General features: G+C 63.2%; 15 protein-coding genes. 8 read left to right on the top strand and 7 right to left on the bottom strand.

Annotated features, from left to right (window positions below):
• Positions 1-6: 6 nt before the first annotated feature.
• The 3 genes from FYB76_RS04205 to FYB76_RS04195 all read right to left on the bottom strand — a co-directional run bounded on the left by FYB76_RS04205 (position 7) and on the right by FYB76_RS04195 (position 4,762).
• Positions 7-2,991, bottom strand: coding sequence for a DNA translocase FtsK (locus FYB76_RS04205; protein ID WP_154132785.1), 2,985 nt, complete (start codon positions 2,989-2,991; stop codon positions 7-9).
• Between the two features lie 156 nt (positions 2,992-3,147).
• Positions 3,148-3,717, bottom strand: a complete 570-nt coding sequence (locus FYB76_RS04200; protein ID WP_154132784.1) for a DNA-3-methyladenine glycosylase I — start codon at positions 3,715-3,717, stop codon at positions 3,148-3,150.
• A 31-nt stretch (positions 3,718-3,748) separates the two neighbouring features.
• On the bottom strand, positions 3,749-4,762 hold the full coding sequence (locus FYB76_RS04195; protein WP_154132783.1) for a serine/threonine protein kinase: 1,014 nt from the start codon (positions 4,760-4,762) through the stop codon (positions 3,749-3,751).
• A gap of 136 nt (positions 4,763-4,898) precedes the next feature.
• Between FYB76_RS04195 and FYB76_RS04190 the strand changes: the two genes are divergently transcribed.
• A complete protein-coding gene (locus tag FYB76_RS04190) occupies positions 4,899-5,594 on the top strand; it encodes a UPF0149 family protein (protein WP_154132782.1) in 696 nt (231 codons plus the stop codon).
• A 97-nt stretch (positions 5,595-5,691) separates the two neighbouring features.
• Here FYB76_RS04190 and orn read toward each other — a convergent pair whose 3' ends face one another.
• The gene (gene orn / locus FYB76_RS04185) at positions 5,692-6,261 is read right to left on the bottom strand and encodes an oligoribonuclease (RefSeq protein WP_008326970.1); all 570 of its coding nucleotides are present in this window, start codon (positions 6,259-6,261) and stop codon (positions 5,692-5,694) included.
• A gap of 174 nt (positions 6,262-6,435) precedes the next feature.
• Here orn and FYB76_RS04180 point away from each other — a divergent pair, with 174 nt between their 5' ends.
• The 3 genes from FYB76_RS04180 (at position 6,436) to rsgA (ending at position 9,111) form a co-directional block, all read left to right on the top strand.
• A complete protein-coding gene (locus FYB76_RS04180; protein ID WP_154132781.1) occupies positions 6,436-7,746 on the top strand; it encodes a M48 family metallopeptidase in 1,311 nt (436 codons plus the stop codon).
• Between the two features lie 61 nt (positions 7,747-7,807).
• Complete coding sequence (locus tag FYB76_RS04175) at positions 7,808-8,164, top strand: 4a-hydroxytetrahydrobiopterin dehydratase (protein WP_154132780.1); 357 nt, start codon at positions 7,808-7,810, stop codon at positions 8,162-8,164.
• Positions 8,164-9,111 carry a ribosome small subunit-dependent GTPase A gene (gene rsgA, locus FYB76_RS04170; protein WP_145606404.1) on the top strand — a complete coding sequence of 316 codons (948 nt, stop codon included), beginning with the start codon at positions 8,164-8,166 and terminating at the stop codon, positions 9,109-9,111. Before FYB76_RS04175 ends, rsgA begins: the two co-directional genes overlap by 1 nt.
• A gap of 16 nt (positions 9,112-9,127) precedes the next feature.
• On the opposite strand, the gene FYB76_RS04165 is transcribed toward rsgA, so the two are convergent.
• Entirely contained in the window at positions 9,128-11,260 is a 2,133-nt protein-coding gene (locus tag FYB76_RS04165) for a TonB-dependent siderophore receptor (protein ID WP_154132821.1), read from the bottom strand.
• Positions 11,261-11,684: 424 nt separating this feature from the next.
• Here FYB76_RS04165 and argF point away from each other — a divergent pair, with 424 nt between their 5' ends.
• From argF to FYB76_RS04150, 3 genes are all read left to right on the top strand, one after another.
• Positions 11,685-12,599, top strand: coding sequence for an ornithine carbamoyltransferase (argF, locus tag FYB76_RS04160; RefSeq protein WP_088755956.1), 915 nt, complete (start codon positions 11,685-11,687; stop codon positions 12,597-12,599).
• 62 nt (positions 12,600-12,661) lie between these two features.
• Positions 12,662-13,996, top strand: a complete 1,335-nt coding sequence (argG, locus tag FYB76_RS04155; protein ID WP_008326964.1) for an argininosuccinate synthase — start codon at positions 12,662-12,664, stop codon at positions 13,994-13,996.
• Between the two features lie 42 nt (positions 13,997-14,038).
• Positions 14,039-14,353 carry a pyrimidine/purine nucleoside phosphorylase gene (locus tag FYB76_RS04150; protein ID WP_145606412.1) on the top strand — a complete coding sequence of 105 codons (315 nt, stop codon included), beginning with the start codon at positions 14,039-14,041 and terminating at the stop codon, positions 14,351-14,353.
• A gap of 78 nt (positions 14,354-14,431) precedes the next feature.
• Here the strand turns inward: FYB76_RS04150 and murB are convergent, their stop codons facing one another.
• Complete coding sequence (murB, locus tag FYB76_RS04145; protein WP_154132779.1) at positions 14,432-15,463, bottom strand: UDP-N-acetylmuramate dehydrogenase; 1,032 nt, start codon at positions 15,461-15,463, stop codon at positions 14,432-14,434.
• Positions 15,464-15,598: 135 nt separating this feature from the next.
• Here murB and FYB76_RS04140 point away from each other — a divergent pair, with 135 nt between their 5' ends.
• Complete coding sequence (locus FYB76_RS04140) at positions 15,599-16,084, top strand: YajQ family cyclic di-GMP-binding protein (RefSeq protein ID WP_034333613.1); 486 nt, start codon at positions 15,599-15,601, stop codon at positions 16,082-16,084.
• A 75-nt stretch (positions 16,085-16,159) separates the two neighbouring features.
• On the opposite strand, the gene aroG is transcribed toward FYB76_RS04140, so the two are convergent.
• Positions 16,160-17,233: a 3-deoxy-7-phosphoheptulonate synthase AroG gene (gene aroG, locus FYB76_RS04135; RefSeq protein WP_088755959.1), complete on the bottom strand. Its 1,074-nt coding sequence runs from the start codon at positions 17,231-17,233 to the stop codon at positions 16,160-16,162.
• Between the last annotated feature and the right edge of the window lie 471 nt (positions 17,234-17,704).

The raw sequence follows: 17,704 nt of genomic DNA, 5'->3' as shown, positions 1-17,704 counted from the left end.
TGCTGTTCATTCTTCGCCACCACCACCCGAGGGCGGCACCAAAATATCGCGGCTGCCATTGCGCGACATGGCCGAAAGCACGCCCGCCGTTTCCATCTGCTCCACCAGCCGCGCGGCGCGGTTGTAGCCGATGCGCAATTGCCGCTGCACCGAGGAGATGGAAGCGCGGCGCGTCTTGAGCACGAAGGCCACCGCTTCGTCGTAGAGCGGATCGGATTCGGCATCGCCCCCCTCGCCGCCGGCGAACATGTCGGCCTGGGTCGTGTCTTCGGAGATCGGCGGGGCCAGGATTTCTTCGATGTAGCGCGGTTCGCCGAAGGACTTCAGGTATTCCACCACGCGATGCACTTCTTCATCAGAGACGAAGGCACCATGCACCCGCTGCGGATAACCCGAGCCCGGCGGCAGGAACAGCATGTCGCCATGGCCCAGCAGCGATTCGGCCCCCATCTGGTCCAGCACGGTGCGCGAGTCGATCTTGGAAGACACCTGGAAGGCCACGCGGGTCGGGATGTTGGCCTTGATGAGGCCGGTGATCACGTCCACCGAGGGCCGCTGCGTGGCCAGGATCAGGTGGATGCCGGCCGCGCGCGCCTTCTGGGCCAGGCGCGCAATCAGTTCTTCCACCTTCTTGCCGACCACCATCATGAGGTCGGCCAGTTCGTCGATGACGATCACAATCGTCGGCAATTTTTCCAGCGGCTCGGGCGCGTCCGGCGTCAAGCTGAAGGGATTGGGGATCTTCTCGCCACGGGCGGCGGCATCGTCGAGCTTCTGGTTGTAGCCCGCCAGGTTGCGCACGCCCAGCTTGGACATCTTCTTGTAGCGGCGCTCCATTTCTTCCACCGCCCAGTTCAGCGCATGGGCTGCTTCGCGCATGTCGGTCACTACCGGTGCCAGCAGGTGCGGAATGCCTTCATAGATCGACAGCTCCAGCATCTTGGGGTCGATCATGATCAGGCGCACTTCCTCGGGGGTCGCCTTGTAGAGCAGCGAGAGGATCATGGCATTGATGGCCACCGACTTGCCCGACCCGGTGGTACCGGCCACCAGCATGTGCGGGGCGCGCGCCAGGTCGGTCACCACGGGCGTGCCGGTGATGTCCTTGCCCATGGCAATGGTCAGGTGCGAAGCGGATTTGCGATACGCCTGAGAATGCACGATCTCGGAGAGCTTGATCATCTGCCGGCGCGCATTGGGCAGCTCCAGGCCCATGCAGGTCTTGCCGGGAATGGTCTCGACCACGCGGATGGAGGTCAGGCCCAGGGCACGTGAAAGATCCTTCACCAGGTTCACCACCTGTGCGCCACGAACGCCTTGTGCCGGCTCCACTTCGAAACGGGTGATCACCGGACCGGCCTCGGCACCGAGCACCGTCACCGGCACCTTGAATTCGCGCAGGCGCTGCTCGATCAGGCGGCCGGTTTCCTGCAGTTGCTCGGGGTCGACCTCGATGCGGGATTCGGGGACTTCATCGAGCAGATCCAATGACGGCAGGGGGATGTCCACGCGCGGCTCGTCAACGTAGCCCTCGGGGGCCACGGCCGCCGGCTGTACGTAGCCCGGAACGGCGTCGGGCATGCGGACGGTGAAGGCCGCAGGGGACTGGAGCGGCGGCGCTTCAGCCGCGGGGTCCGGCAGCATGTCGAACCAGGGCGCATTGAAGGTGCCGAGGTCGATCGGTTCCGGTTGCGGCTCGGGCAGCGGTGTTGCCGGCTCGGGGGCGGCCATCGGGGCCATCGGTGCGGTGAAGGGCGGCACCACAGGAGCGACGGCCGCTGGCGGCAAGGGGATGGGCGCGGGCACTGGCCCCAGGGATTGCGGCAACGGCTGTCCCTGCGAGTTTAGCGGCACGATAGGCTGCACCTGCGGCGGCAAGGGTGCGGCCGGTGGCGTTTCCTGCTCGCCGTCGGCCTGCTGCAGGGAACGCATCAAGCGCGTCGGTACGACATCGGCACGCTCGGCCGGTTTGCCGGGCGCGCTCCCCGGTTCCGGGGTACGGCCCACGCTGCTGATGCGGATGCTGCGGGTAGGCTGGGCCGGTGCCGGATTGCCGCGGGCAATGGAGGGCGGGATCGGCCGAATCGGCGGCGACGGCGTGGCCGCGCGCGACAGGCTGGCATCAGCTGCCGCACTGGCCGCCGAAATGGCTCGGCTGGCGGCGGCACGGGCCAGCATGGCTTCGGTCGGACGCAGGCTTTCAAAGGCAGCCCATTCGGATTCCGGACGCGGCTTGGCTGCCGGGTCGGTCTGGCGCGGATTGATGGCAGGCCACTTGCCGCCCTGCGTGCTGCCGGCAGGTGCGGCCTGGCTGTTGCGGCTGCCACCGGTGAGGGCCGACAGCGGCACTTTCCAGTCGTCACGCGGCGCATTGTCTGCCGGGCGTTCCGGCGCCGGGGCCGGTGTCAGGCGCGCCGGCCGCGGACGCGGTGCGAAGGGCGACGCCGGCGGCATGCGCTTGGCCGCTGCGGAACCAGGGGAAGGCGCGCGCGGCATCGAGCTACGGCGTTCGGTGCTGGCAGGAAAACTGCTGCGGGCAGGTCCGGCACTGCCGTGCAGGCTGTTCATGCGCAATCGTTCACTTTCGGCGCTGCCGCGGCGCGGCGGGCCCAGGTCCAGTTCGGGATGCTCATCGCGGCCAGCCGGTGCGCCTCGGCCAAACATGGCGCCCAGCAGCCATTTCAGGCCCAGTGCCAGCAAACCCAGCATCAGGATGGCGGCAATGCCACGGCTGATCTTGCCGCCCACGGCATCCATCAGGGCGGCACCGAACAGGGCGCTGCCCGGCCCCTCTTCGCCCGTGACCAGTTGCGAACGTACCAGCGACTCGACCGCGCTGCTGGCAGCCAGCAGCAGCAGGCTGCCGCACCACAGGCGAATGGCGCCGCGCCCGCCGAAGATGGACTTGCGGCCGAGCGCGCGCGCTACCGTGCGCAGCAGCAGCGGCAGCAGCCAGAGGACCGACCAGCCAAACCATTTGACGAAAATCATGCTACTCCCAAACTTCACCGGCCTGGCAGCGCGCCAGCCGGCCTCGTGAATCCGAGCGATGCGAGCCGATGCTGCATCGCAGGCTGCGAGTGTAAACCAAACCGGTACCCTGCCGCCGCACATCGGGCGGCCTTTTGGTGCAGAGCACGCCCGGCCTCAACGGCCATGGCAATGACAATCCAGCACGTGATCGTTGATCACGCCCACGCCTTGCAGGTAGGCATAGATGATGGTGGAGCCGACAAACTTGAAGCCGCGCTTGGCCAGCTCCTTGGAAATCGCATCCGACAGCGGCGTCTTGGCCGGGCAGTCAGCCAGCGAGGCCCAGCGGTTGACGATGGGCTGGCCATCGACCTTACCCCACAGATAGGCATCGAGCCCGCCGACGTCTTGGCGCAGCTGCAGGTAGGCACGCGCATTGCCGATGGTGGCAGCCACCTTCAGGCGATTGCGCACGATGCCGGGATTGTTCAGCAATTGCGCCACCTTGCGCTCGTCATAACGGGCGATCTTCTCGGCATCCCAGTCGTCGAAGGCTTCCCGGTAGCTGTCGCGCTTGTTGAGCACGGTTTCCCAGGAGAGTCCGGCCTGGGCGCCTTCGAGGTTCAGCATCTCGAAAAGACGCCTTTCATCGTGGCAGGGCACGCCCCACTCGTGGTCGTGATACTGCACATAGCGGGGATTGGCCAGATTGACCCAGCCGCAGCGGACAAGTGTTTGCGTCATGATGGTGTTGTTTTCGTTCATTTCGCCGGATTCAGACCGGCGACAAGGGAGGTTCATCCATCAGCGCGATCTGCTCGCGCAGTTCCAGGATGCGGTCCTGCCAGTAACGTTGGGTGTTGAACCAGGGGAAGGCCACCGGGAAAGCCGGGTCATCCCAGCGCCGTGCCAGCCAGGCGGAATAATGGATCAGGCGCAGCGTGCGCAGGGCTTCGATGAGGTACAGCTCGCGCGGCTCGAATTCGCAGAAACTTTCATATCCTGCCAACAGGTCGGCCAATTGCCCCACCATCTCGCGCCGTTCGCCCGAGAGCAGCATCCACAGGTCCTGTACGGCCGGGCCGCTGCGGCTGTCGTCGAAATCGACGAAGTGCGGGCCGGCATCGGTCCACAGGACGTTGCCGACATGGCAATCGCCATGCAGGCGCAGGGTGCGAATCTCCCCTGCCCGCTCGTAGCAGCGCCGCACGCCCTCCAGCGCCTGCTCGACCGTGGTGCGCCAGGCGGTGGCCACGTCCATGGGGATGAAATCGTTCGCCAGCAGCCAGTCACGCGGTTCCTCGCCGAAGCTGGCGATGTCCAGCGCCGGGCGGGACTGGAAGGGGCTGCGCAGGCCGACCGCATGGATGCGGCCGATGAAGCGGCCAAGACGTTCCAGCGTGTCGGCATCGTCCAGTTCGGGGGCACGGCCACCGTGGCGGCGGAATACGGCAAAGCGGAAACCGGCGTGGCGATGCAGGGTGGCGCCATTGTCCAGACGCATGGCGGGCACGACGGGCACCTCTTCGTCGGCCAACTCCTGCGAAAAAGCATGTTCTTCGAGGATTTGTTCGTCAGTCCAGCGCAAGGGGCGATAAAACTTGGCCACCAGCGGCGGGCCGTCTTCCATGCCGACCTGGTAGACGCGGTTTTCGTAGCTGTTCAAGGCCAGCAGGCGGCCGTCGCCGTACAGGCCCAGCCCGTCGAGGGCATCGAGGACCGTATCGGGCGAGAGCGTGGCGAAGGAAGTGGCGTCGGGAAGGTCAGCAGATTGGGCGGGGGAATTCATGCGCCTATTGTACTGTCCACCAGCCTACCCGCCCCATCAGATTGCACGATCCGGGCCAGCAAACGGGCCGCAACACTCGCGCCCCCGGCCCAATGCCTTTACACTCCTGCCTTTAGCATCAGTCATTGGAACCATCATGCATCTCGACCAGCCCCTTTCCGACGCCGAATTCGACGAACTCGACGATTTTCTCCTCTCCGATCGCTGCGCCGATGACGTGATGACCATGGACACCCTGCACGGCTACCTGACGGCCCTGGCCATCGGTCCGCAGGAAGTGCTGATGGCCGAATGGCTGCCGCGCGTCTGGGGCAGCCGTCCGGAAGACACCCCCAAGTTCAAGAATGGCAAGGAAGCCGAGCGCATCACCAGCCTGATCGCGCGCAGCATGAACGAAATCGCCATCACCTTCGAGGTCGCTCCCAAGGAATATGAACCGCTCTTCTGCGAGCGCGAGCACGAAGGCAAGCCGCTGCTCGACGCCGAAGCCTGGGCCTGGGGCTTCTGGGAAGGCATTCAATTGCGCGCGGCGCAGTGGGACGAAATCTTCCACTCCAACCTGGCCCCGCTGATGCGCCCGATCTATCTGCTGGGCTCGGAAGAGCTGGAAGAGGAAGAAACCAAGCTCATCGACGACCCGATCAAGACCCACAAGCTGGCCATCGAGATCGAATCGGCCATTCCGCACATCTACCGCTACTGGGCGCCCAAGCGCAAGTCGGCGGTCGAGCAGGTCCAGCGCGATGCACCCAAGACCGGCCGCAACGATCCCTGCCCCTGCGGCAGTGGCAAGAAATACAAGAAGTGCTGCGGGGCGGACTCGGAAGAATGATTCACCAGGCCCCATGAAAAAGGCGCGCCGGATGCCGGGCGCGCCTTTTTGCTTCATACAGGACGGTTTTTGCTGCCAACCGCCCACTCCGCGGGGATCACTCCTTGATGAAGTGCTCGCGGTAGTACTTCAGTTCTTCGATCGATTCCAGGATATCGGCCAGGGCGGTGTGCATCTGGCGCTTCTTGAAACCGGTGGCGATTTCGGGCTTCCAGCGCTTGCACAGTTCCTTCAGGGTCGACACATCGAGATTGCGATAGTGGAAGAATTCTTCCAGCTTGGGCATGCCGCGCACCATGAAACGGCGGTCCTGGCAGATGGAATTGCCGCACATGGGCGACTTGCCGGCCGGGACGTATTGCTTCAGGAAGGCGATGATCTGCTGTTCGGCGTCGGCTTCGGTGACGGTGGAGGCCTTGACGCGGTCGATCAGGCCGGAGCGGCCGTGGGTGCCCTTGTTCCAGGCGTCCATGCCGTCCAGCAGCTCGTCGGACTGGTGGATGGCCAGCACCGGGCCTTCGCCCAGCACGTTCAGTTCGGCATCGGTAACCACCACGGCCACTTCGATGATGCGATCCTTGTCCGGATCCAGACCGGTCATTTCCATATCGACCCAGACCAGGTTCATTTCATTGGGCCGGACAGGCGCGGCGGGGGCTTGTGACATAATTCTTCCTTATTGACGGGATGGGGCCTGGCCCCATCTACTGCAGGGTTCATTGCTGGGTTCGCTCGCCCGGATCGCACCGGACGGCACGGCCAACAGGCCCGCCACCTCTGCCGGCTGGGGCAGGGAGCGGGCCTGGGCCTCGAACTTCCGCCATTTTCGCACAGGGAAAGCATGTCTTCACTTTCGTTTTCAGTTTTGTTCGTCGTATTCCTGGCCATCAGCCTGGGCGTGCGTTTCTGGCTGGCTTCGCGCCAACTCCGCCATGTGATCGCCCACCGCGCGGCGGTGCCGCCCGAGTTCGCGGAAAAGATCCCGCTGTCGGCCCACCAGAAAGCGGCCGACTACACCGTTGCGCGCACCAAGTTCGGCCTGGTGACGCTCATCGTCAATGCTGCGGTGCTGATCGGCTTCACCCTGCTGGGCGGGCTGCAGTGGCTCTCCAGCCTGCTGCTGGGCTGGACGGGCGAGCCGGGCATGGTCTACCAGATCGCGCTGGTGGCGGGCTTCGGGCTCATTTCGGGGGCGGTCGACCTGCCCTTCGACTACTACCGCCAGTTCAGGCTGGAAGCCGGCTTCGGCTTCAACAAGATGACGCGTGGCCTGTTCTTCAGCGACATGATCAAGCAAACCCTGCTGGGTGCCGTGATCGGCCTGCCGCTGCTGTGGGTGGTGCTGGTGCTGATGGAAAAGGCCGGCGCACTCTGGTGGTTCTATACCTGGATCGTGCTGTGCGCCTTCCAGCTGCTGATGCTGGTGATCTATCCCAGCTTCATCGCGCCGCTGTTCAACAAATTCACCGCGCTGGAAGACGACAGCCTGCGCAGCCGCATCGAAGGATTGATGCAGCGCGTCGGTTTCGCCTCCAAAGGCCTGTTCGTGATGGATGGGTCCAAGCGCAGCGCGCATGGCAACGCCTACTTCTCGGGCTTCGGTTCGGGCAAGCGCATCGTCTTCTTCGACACCCTGCTGGCGCGCCTGGCCCCGCATGAGATCGAAGCGGTGCTGGCCCACGAGCTGGGCCACTTCAAGCTCAAGCACATCCTCAAGCGCGTGGTCGTCATGTTCGGCCTGTCACTGGCCTTCCTGGCCTTGCTGGGCTACCTGAAGGGCCAGGCCTGGTTCTATACCGGCCTGGGCGTGGAGCCGCTGCTGCTGGGCAGCAACGATGCGATGGCATTGATCCTGTTCATGCTGGTGCTGCCGATCTTCACTTTCCTGTTCTCGCCGCTGTCCTCGCTCTCCTCGCGCAAGCACGAGTTCGAGGCCGATGCCTTCGCCGCGCAGCATACCGATGCGCAGGACCTGGTATCGGCACTGGTCAAGCTGTACGAGGACAACGCCTCTACCCTCACGCCCGATCCGCTGCACTCGGCCTTCTACGATTCGCACCCGCCGGCGTCGCTGCGCATCCAGCACCTGCACGCTGCCATCGCCGCCCATCGCGCAACGCCCGGCACGGCCGCCGCAGCGGGCAGCCACTGAATTTTTTGATCATCTACAAGGCGGGCTGCATGAATGAAACAGCCCGCCGCAGGAGAACCCCATGAGCATCACCGCAAGCACCCTCGCCGCATCCCGCAGCGTCCAGCCCATCGCCGCGCTGGATGACGCTGCCATCGCCGCCCACCTGGCCGCGCTGCCCGACTGGAAGATCGACGGCGGCAAGCTGGCGCGCAGCTTCGCCTTCGGCAACTATTACGAGACCCTGGCCTTCGTCAACGCGATGGCCTGGATCATCCATGCCGAAGACCACCACCCGGAACTGACCGTCACCTACAACCGCTGCAGCGTGAAGTTCGACACCCACAGCGTCAACGAAGGCCGTGGCGGATTGTCTGCCAATGACTTCATTTGCGCGGCCAAGGTCGACGCCATTTTCGCCCAGCGCGCCCCGGCCTGATGGGAGTCCGCAAGCAAGGCGCGCGCAGCGCCAGGGCAGGATCGGCCGCCAACCAGGCCGCGCTGGAACAGGGGCTGGTCATTGCCGCCCACGGCCGTCACTATCTGGTGCAGGCCGGTGAACAAAAACTCAATTGCGTCACCCGTGGCAAGAAGAGCGACGTGGCCGTGGGCGACCACATCCGCCTGGCCCGCACCTCGGCGGACCAGGGCGTGGTGGAGAGCATCGACGAGCGCCGCACCCTGCTCTATCGCTCCGACCAGTACAAGTCCAAGCTGCTGGCGGCCAATGTGGATCAACTCTTCATCGTGGTGGCCACTGAACCGAGCTTTTCGGATGACCTGGTCTCGCGTTCGCTGGTGGCAGCCGAGTCGGCCGGCGTCTCGGCGCACCTGATCCTGAACAAGACCGACATCACCGAAGCCTTGCCCAAGACCCGCGAGCGCCTGCAGGTGTATGCGCGCCTGGGTTATCCGGTGCACGAGGTCTCGGCCAAGGCCCAGCCGGAAGAAACGCGCGCGGCCTTCATGCCGCTGTTGGCCGGCAAGAGCACCATCCTGATCGGGCAGTCGGGGATGGGCAAGTCTTCCATCATCAACCTGATCGTGCCGGACGCCGACATCGCCACCCGCGAGATTTCGGCCGCGCTCGATACCGGCAAGCACACCACCACCTTCACCCGGCTGTACCAGATGGAGCAGGAGGCCAGCATCATCGATTCGCCGGGCTTCCAGGAGTTCGGCCTGTACCAGCTCTCCGAAGGCATGCTGGAACGCGCCTTCCGCGACTTCACGCCCTACCTGGGCAAGTGCCGCTTCTACAACTGCCATCACCTCAACGAGCCGGGCTGCGCGGTGCTGGAGGCAGTACAGGCCGGCGCGATTGCGGGGATGCGGCACCAGCTGTATGCGCAGCTGGTGCATGAGTCTTCGCAGACCTTGTACTGATCCCGCTCGCGCCCAGTCAGAACTTGTAGGCCGCCGTGAGCACCAGCGCACGCGGCGCGCCCGGCACGATCTGCGACACGCCGGTGGCGCTGGCATGGTATCGGCGGTTGGCCAGGTTGGTGGCCGCCAGCGTGTATTCAGCGCGCGCCAGGCGATAGCCCAGCAAGGCGTCCCAGCGGGCATAGCCGGGCAGTTCGAGCAGGTTCTCGCGATCGGCAAAGCGTGCGCCTTCATAGACCACGCCGGTCTCGCCAAACCAGCCTAGCGGTGGCGCATAAGAAATGAACAAGCTGCCGTTGCGCGCCGAAACTCCCGACGGGCGCTTGCCCGCCAGTTGCGCCTCGGCCTGGACAACGCGGGAATTCTGCTGGGTCCAGCCACCGCGCACGAACCAATCGCGTGCCAATTCCCCTGCCACGCTGAACTCGATACCACGATTGCGCTCCAGCCCGGTCTGGGTGAATTGCTCAGGCTGCACCGGATCGCGCACGAGGCGGTTGTAGAGTTCCAGTTCGAACCAGGCCAGGGTGGTACTGATGCGGCGCTGGAACCAGTCGCTCTTGACCCCGGCTTCCAGCTGGCGGCTGAACTGTGGCCCCAGGTCGTTGACATTGCCCTTTGCTCCTGGCGTGATGCCGATCACGTCGCCGCCGACCGGCGCGTAATTCTTGCTCCATGACGCATAGACGTGATGATCCGGCAGCGCCTCCCACACTGCGCCGATGCGCGGGCTCAGGGCAGTGGTGGAGCGCTCGCTGCGCAGCTTCTGCAGCTGGTTGCGGGAATCCACCTCGAAGTGGTCCCAGCGCAAGCCCACCAGCCCTTTTATACGGCCACCCAGGTCGATCTGGTCTTGCGCATAGAAACCGGCCGTCTTGACCTTGTGGTAGTTCATCTGCCAGGGCTCGGGCCGGGAGCCCTCATTGTCGTGCTGGTCAGGCTCAGTCAGGGACACCGGGCGCGCCGAGCCCATCCACAGGCGCGGCTCGCGCTTCTGCCAGCCGTACTCGGCGCCCGCCAACAACTGGTGCCGCATTGCGCCCGTGGCGAGATTGCCCAGCACTTCCAGGTTGGCCTGCACGTTGCGCTGCTGCAGGTTCTGCTGGAAGCGGCTGCGCTGCACCCTGCGCAGATCGCGCCCGGCACTCACGAACGGCTGGCTGACGAAGGTATTGTCGAAGTCGCTGTTGAGGTCGAACACGCTGACCATCTGGCGCAGGCTCCAATCGGGCGCAATGGCGCGCGTGAGCGTGGAGCGCAGGCTGAGGCTGGTGTCGCGGATGAAATCGCGCCCCGCCGCGCCGAAGAAGGTGCGATCCGACGCCTGCGGCAGGGCATAGCCACTGGCCGTCCCGTTACGGGAGAGTGCCGTTACCCGCGCAGGCAGGCCGCGGTCGGGGATGCGTTCGAATTCATCGTAATCGGCTTGCAGCAACCAGCTGTCGCGGCCGGACTCCCACTTCAGCGCGGGGGCAACATATTGACGCGTGCCGCGTACCTCTTCACGGAAGTGGGGTTCATGTTCACGCCCGGCATTGATGCGCAGGGCCCATTGCTCGGCCAGCGGCCGGTTCCAGTCCAACGCCGCGCCCTGTTGGCCCCGGCTGCCCCAGGTGGCCGAGGCCTGGCCGTAGGCCTCGCGCGTGGGCTGCTTGCTGATGCGGTTGATCACGCCGCCGCCACTGCCACGTCCATACAGCACGGCGGCCGGTCCCTTGAGGATTTCGATGTGATCGATGTTGCCCAGGCTGCGCACGTATTGCGCATCGTCGCGCATGCCGTCGAGCAGCGTATCGCCCGCATTGGAAAAACCGCGCAGCCGGAATGCATCGAAACGCGTATCCGAGACATTGGAAATGCCCGGCACGCCGGCCAGCGCCGCCGCCAGCCCGCGCCCGCCGTACGCTTTGACCTGCGCGGCATCGACCGCCTGTATCGTCTGCGGCACATCACGTACATCGGTGGCGGTACGGGTGGCGCTGCTCAACGGGCCAGGACGGGGATCGTGCAGGTTGCGATGACTACGGACTTCGACGGCAGGCAGGCCTGCGGAAGCGCCCTCCTCGCGCTCGGCGGTCGTCCCGGCAGCGGCAGCGCACACAGGAAACGCGAACAAGGCCGCCACCAGCGCCGCCGGCAAGCTGCGCATCTTCGACGGGCAGCCAGGCGATGGGGAAGAGGAGCGGTGCAACACCCGCAACGAGTGCGGACGAGAAGAAGAGGCATGCGACATGACAGCTGTTCCTTTCAGGCAAGGGAAAGCTGCGGATTCTAGTCACATGAATGACAACAATTCTCATTTACGGCATTACATTGGGCTATCTCTCGCACTTAATAAGCATTCCTCGAAAAAGCTGGATATGCATTTCGAAAAGTTTCTTCACGCGTATCGAAGGAATTCGAAGCGCACGCACGGTGGCGTGCGCAAGACTTCATCTATCACTCCAATTCGCCAAACCGGAGGGGTTTCCCGGGAGCAAGTACCACGGGTATCTTTTTAAGCCGAATCCCTTATAATCTAAGGAGTTAACGACTATCGGCGGCAGGCGCCACACTGGCCGCCGTTTTTATTTATGGCAATCAAACACTACCTTCAGTTTTCCGACTTTACGCTTGATGAATACGAGTACGTGATCGAACGTTCCCGTGTGATCAAACGTAAGTTCAAGAATTACGAGCCCCATCACACGCTGGCCGATCGTACCCTGGTAATGGTGTTCGAAAAGAACTCGACCCGCACCCGCCTCTCCTTCGAGGCCGGCATGCACCAGATGGGCGGCGCGGCGATCTACCTCAACACCCGCGACAGCCAGCTTGGCCGTGGCGAACCGGTGGAAGATGCGGCGCAAGTGATGTCGCGCATGTGCGACGTCATCATGATCCGTACCTATGGCCAGGAGATCATCGAGCGCTTTGCCAAGCATTCGCGCGTGCCCGTCATCAACGGCCTGACCAACGAGCAGCATCCCTGCCAGGTGCTGGCCGACGTGTTCACCTACATCGAGCATCGCGGCAGCATCCAGGGCAAGATCGTGGCCTGGGTGGGTGATGCCAACAACATGCTCTATTCGTGGCTGCAGGCAGCCGAGGTGTTTGGCTTCCATGTCAACGTCTCCACCCCCAAGGGCTACGACATCGATCCGGCCCAGGTCTCGCCGGGCAACAAGAACTACACCTTCTTCGCCGATCCGGCCGATGCCTGCCAGGACGCCGACCTGGTCACCACCGACGTGTGGACCAGCATGGGCTTCGAGGCCGAGAACAATGCCCGCCTGAAGGCCTTCGATGGCTGGATCGTGGACCAGGCCAAGATGTCGCGCGCCAAGAAGGATGCGGTCTTCATGCACTGCCTGCCCGCGCACCGTGGCGAGGAAGTGGCCGCCGAAGTGATCGACGGCCCGCAATCGGTGGTCTGGGACGAGGCGGAAAACCGCCTGCACGTGCAGAAGGCCCTGCTCGAATACCTGGTGCACGGCCGCTTCGATTAAGCCGCCTGCCACCCTACTGCAAGAATCACGCTCAACACTTCAATCATCGCAACGTCAAGATCATGTCCAACATCCTGCAATCCGTCCCGGTCAATCAAAAAGTCGGCATCGCCTTCTCCGGCGGCCTCGATACCAGCGCCGCACTGACCTGGATGCGCCAGAAGGGCGCCATCCCCTACGCCTACACCGCCAACCTGGGCCAGCCGGATGAGCCGGACTATGACGCCATCCCCAAGAAGGCCATGCAATACGGTGCCGAACTGGCGCGCCTGATCGACTGCCGCGAACAGCTGGCCAATGAAGGTATCGCCGCCCTGCAAAGCGGCGCCTTCCACATCTCCACCGCCGGCATCACCTACTTCAACACCACCCCGCTGGGCCGTGCCGTGACCGGCACCATGCTGGTGTCGGCGATGCGTGAAGACAACGTCGACATTTGGGGCGACGGCAGCACCTACAAGGGCAACGACATCGAGCGCTTCTATCGCTACGGCCTGCTGGTGAACCCCAACCTGAAGATCTACAAGCCCTGGCTGGACAGCACCTTCATCGACGAACTGGGCGGCCGCAAGGAGATGTCCGAGTTCATGATCAAGTCCGGCTTCGACTACAAGATGTCGGTGGAAAAGGCCTACTCGACCGACTCCAACATGCTGGGCGCGACCCACGAAGCCAAGGACCTGGAATTCCTCAACAGCGGCATCAAGATCGTGCAGCCCATCATGGGCGTGGCGTTCTGGCGCGATGACGTGGAAGTCAAGGCAGAGACGGTCACCGTGCGCTTCGAAGAAGGCCGTCCGGTGGCGTTGAACGGCAAGACCTTCGCCAGCATGACCGAGCTGATCCTGGAAGCCAACCGCATCGGTGGCCGCCATGGCCTGGGCATGAGCGACCAGATCGAGAACCGCATCATCGAAGCCAAGAGCCGCGGCATCTACGAAGCCCCGGGCCTGGCCCTGCTGTTCATCGCCTACGAGCGCCTGGTCACCGGCATCCACAACGAAGACACCATCGAACAGTACCGCGACAACGGCCGCAAGCTGGGCCGCCTGCTGTATCAAGGCCGCTGGTTCGATTCGCAAGCCATCATGCTGCGCGAAACCGCCCAGCGCTGGGTGGCGCGCGCCATCACCGGCGAAGTGACGGTGGAACTGCGTCGCGGCAATGACTACTCGATCCTCAACACCGAGTCGCCCAACCTGACCTACCACCCGGAACGCCTGACCATGGAAAAGGGCGAAGGCAGCTTCTCGGCCATCGACCGCATCGGCCAGCTGACCATGCGCAACCTGGACATCGCCGACACCCGCCAGAAGCTGTCGATCTACCAGAACACCGGTCTGCTCGATTCCAGCACTGCCGTGTCGCTGCCGCTGCTGGGCAAGGACGAAAAGTAATTCCCGCTGGATTCACCTTTACCGTTTAATGGAAGCGATTCGATGAGCACTCAATTCGACAACGTCACCGTCCTGAAAAAGGGCAACGTCTACTTCGACGGCAAGTGTGTCTCGCACACCGTGCTGCTGGCCGATGGCAGCAAGAAGACCCTGGGCGTGATCCTGCCCTCGACGCTGAACTTCAGCACCGGCGCACCGGAAATCATGGAAATCAACGGCGGCAGCTGCCGCGTGCGCCTCAAGGGCGAAGAAGCCTGGAACACCTACGCTGCAGGCACCACCTTCAGCGTGCCGGGCAACTCCAGCTTCGATATCGAAGTGACCGAGACCCTGGATTACGTCTGCCACTTCGGCTGATACATCCCGAGCCTGAATGAAAAAGCCGTCCGGTAGCGATACCGGACGGCTTTTTTACGTCTTCACACAGGAGTGCGCTCAGATGAAGACCGGTTCCGGCTCCAGCTGGACGCCGAACTTTTCCTTCACATCATCCTGGATCGCCTTGGCCAGCCTGGCCACTTCCGCCCCCGTGGCACCGCCCCTGTTGACCAGCACCAGGGCCTGTTGTTCATACACGCCTGCACGCCCCATGGTCTTGCCCTTCCAGCCGCAGCGGTCGATCAGCCAGCCGGCGGCCAGCTTGTAGTGAGCATCATCGACGCGATAGCTGACCAGGTTGCTGTATTGCGCCAGCAAGGTATCGCGCAGGCGGGCCGGTACGATGGGGTTCTTGAAGAAGCTGCCGGCGTTGCCGATCCTGGCGGGATCGGGCAGCTTGCGGGTGCGGATGGCGATGACGGCCTCGGCGATGTCACGTGGACCGGGCTCGGTGATGCCGCGCTCCTGCAGGGCCTGGGCCACGTCGGCATAGTTGGCGTTGGCTTCCCAGCGCTTCGGGAGGGCGAAGGTCACCTCCAGGACCACGGCACGGTCGCGCAGCGCATGCTTGAAGATGCTGTCGCGGTAGCCGAAGCGGCAGGCCTCGCGGTCCAGCGTCAGCAATTCGCCGCTGATCAGGTCGAAGGCTTGCAGGCTGTGGAAGCGGTCCTTGATCTCGATGCCATAGGCGCCGATGTTCTGGATGGGTGCAGCACCGACGCTGCCGGGGATGAGTGAAAGATTCTCCAGCCCACCGAGGCCCTGCTGCAGGGTCCACTGGACAAAGGAATGCCAGTTCTCCCCGGCAGCAGCGCGCACGTAGATGAAGTTGTCGTCTTCGCCGGAGATGGTTATGCCCCGGTTCTGCATATGCAGCACCAGCCCGCTGAAGTCTTGCGTCAAGAGCAGGTTGCTGCCGCCACCCAGGACCAGGCGCGGCAAGGCCATGAGGCCAGCATCCTCGCACAGGGTCCGTAGCTGCTGGAGGTCGTCGACAGGCAGGTAAGCATGGGCACTGGCCTCGATGCCGAAGGTATTGAGGGCGCGCAGCGAAACGTCGTGCCGGACGGGAAGTGAAGAAGTGCTCATAGGGGTGGGATTATATCGTCCGCGCGCGGCAAAACCGCTGTCAGAGGCCAGGCGATGGCGGCGGGCGCGCCACTCCGTTAAAATCACGGCTCAGACGCCGGCCTTCGCCGGCTGCAAGAACATAAGGAACAAGCCATGCCCTCATTCGATACCGTCTGCGAAGCCAACCTGGTGGAAGTCAAGAACGCCGTGGACCAGGCCAACAAGGAAATCTCTACCCGTTTCGACTTCAAGGGCACTGACGCCCGCGTCGAGCAAAAGGAGCGCGAGCTGACCGCCTTTGCCGACTCCGACTTCCAGCTCAGCCAGGTGCGCGATGTGCTGACCAACAAGATGACCAAGCGCAACGTCGATGTGCGCTTCCTAGACGAAGGCAAGATCGAGAAGATCGGCGGCGACAAGGTCAAGCAGGTCATCAAGGTGAAGAACGGCATCGAAAGCGACGACGCCAAGAAGATCGTGCGCGTCATCAAGGACAGCAAGATGAAGGTGCAAGCCAGCATCCAGGGCGACGCCGTGCGCATCACCGGCGCCAAGCGCGACGACCTGCAGGCGGCCATGGCGCTGCTGCGCAAGGAGATCAAGGAGATTCCGCTGGAGTTCAACAACTTCCGCGACTGATCCCCTGCATCGCATTCCACAAAAAACGCCGGCTATTGCCGGCGTTTTTCATGGTCGTACGTGAGCTGCTGAACTTCAGGCGGCGTCGCGTTCGTCGCCCACCAAACGGCGCTGCTTGACCGAATCCGCCAGGCCCTGCAGCACCTGCAGGCTTTCTTCCCAGTTGATGCAGCCATCGGTGATGGATTGGCCGTAGGTCAGTTCCTTGCCCGGCACCAGGTCCTGGCGGCCGGCGACCAGGTGCGATTCCACCATCACGCCGACGATGCGGGTGTCGCCCGCTGCCACTTGGCGTCCGATGTCGGCGCAGACCGGGATCTGGTTTTCCGGCTTCTTGGAGCTGTTCGCATGCGACGCATCGATCATCAGGCGCGCCGCCAGGCCGCTCTTGGCGATGTCCTGGCAGGCGGCTTCCACGCTGGCTGCATCATAGTTGGGCTGCTTGCCGCCGCGCAGGATGATGTGGCAATCCTCGTTGCCTGCGGTGGAGACGATGGCCGAGTGGCCGCCCTTGGTCACCGACAGGAAATGGTGCGGCTGCGACGCGGCCTTGATGGCATCCACGGCAATCTTGACGTTGCCATCGGTACCGTTCTTGAAGCCCACCGGGCAGGACAGGCCCGACGCCAGCTCGCGGTGCACCTGCGACTCGGTGGTACGGGCACCGATGGCACCCCAGCTGATCAGGTCGGCGATGTATTGCGGGCTGATCACGTCCAGGAATTCGGTACCGGCCGGCAGGCCCAGGTCATTGATGTTCAACAGCAGCTCGCGGGCCGCGCGCAGGCCGTCGTTGATGCGGAAGCTGTTGTCCATGTACGGGTCGTTGATCAGCCCCTTCCAGCCCACCGTGGTACGCGGCTTCTCGAAGTAGACGCGCATGACGATTTCCAGCTCGTTCTTGTGGCGCTCGCGCTCCACCACCAGGCGGCGCGCATATTCCATGGCGGCCTTGGTGTCGTGGATGGAGCAGGGGCCGATGACGACCATCAGGCGGTCGTCCTGGCCGTGCAGGATGCGATGCAGCGCAGTGCGGGCTTCAGCGGTAGTGCGCTCGACCTTTTCGGTGCAGGCGAATTCGCGGATGAGATGCGAGGGGGGGACCAGTTCTTTCATTTCTCGGATGCGAAGATCGTCAGTGCGCGGCATTTTTTTCTCCTGGTGTACTGCAAAGATTCAGCTGGAATATTGACCAAAAAAAAACCGCCATCACTGGCGGTTTTTTAGGAAATCGGTTTTGTCTTTTTACGAACGCTTACCGCTTTTCACCGCCGTGGGGCTGGAATAGCTAAAGTAAAAATAAAAGTAAGCGCGGGCGAAAGACATGTCTGGCGTCATGGGTTAAGTGAAGCAGGCATTCATAGTGCTACAAATCACGGGCTTTGGCAAGCAACAAGACGAAATCGGCATGCTGCGCTGCAAATGCACCTTTTATTCATTTAGATGGACTTTAATGAATACTTATTTCCTAATATGCCGATTAATAACGCTCAAACACAATAAAAAATCTGCCCTCGTGCAAGCCTTGCCCGACCTGCAGCGCCCTGCCAGCTGTGGCATTCCTGCAAAAAAAGTGAATATTTGATCTAACCACGTCGTTTCACACTGCCTACGCAAGTC

The sequence above is a fragment of the Herbaspirillum sp. CAH-3 genome (assembly GCF_009668275.1).
In the GTDB taxonomy this organism is placed as follows: Bacteria; Pseudomonadota; Gammaproteobacteria; order Burkholderiales; family Burkholderiaceae_D; genus Herbaspirillum; species Herbaspirillum aquaticum.
The sequence above is the reverse complement of the archived record's forward strand: the minus strand, read 5'-3'. Positions and strand labels throughout refer to the sequence as shown.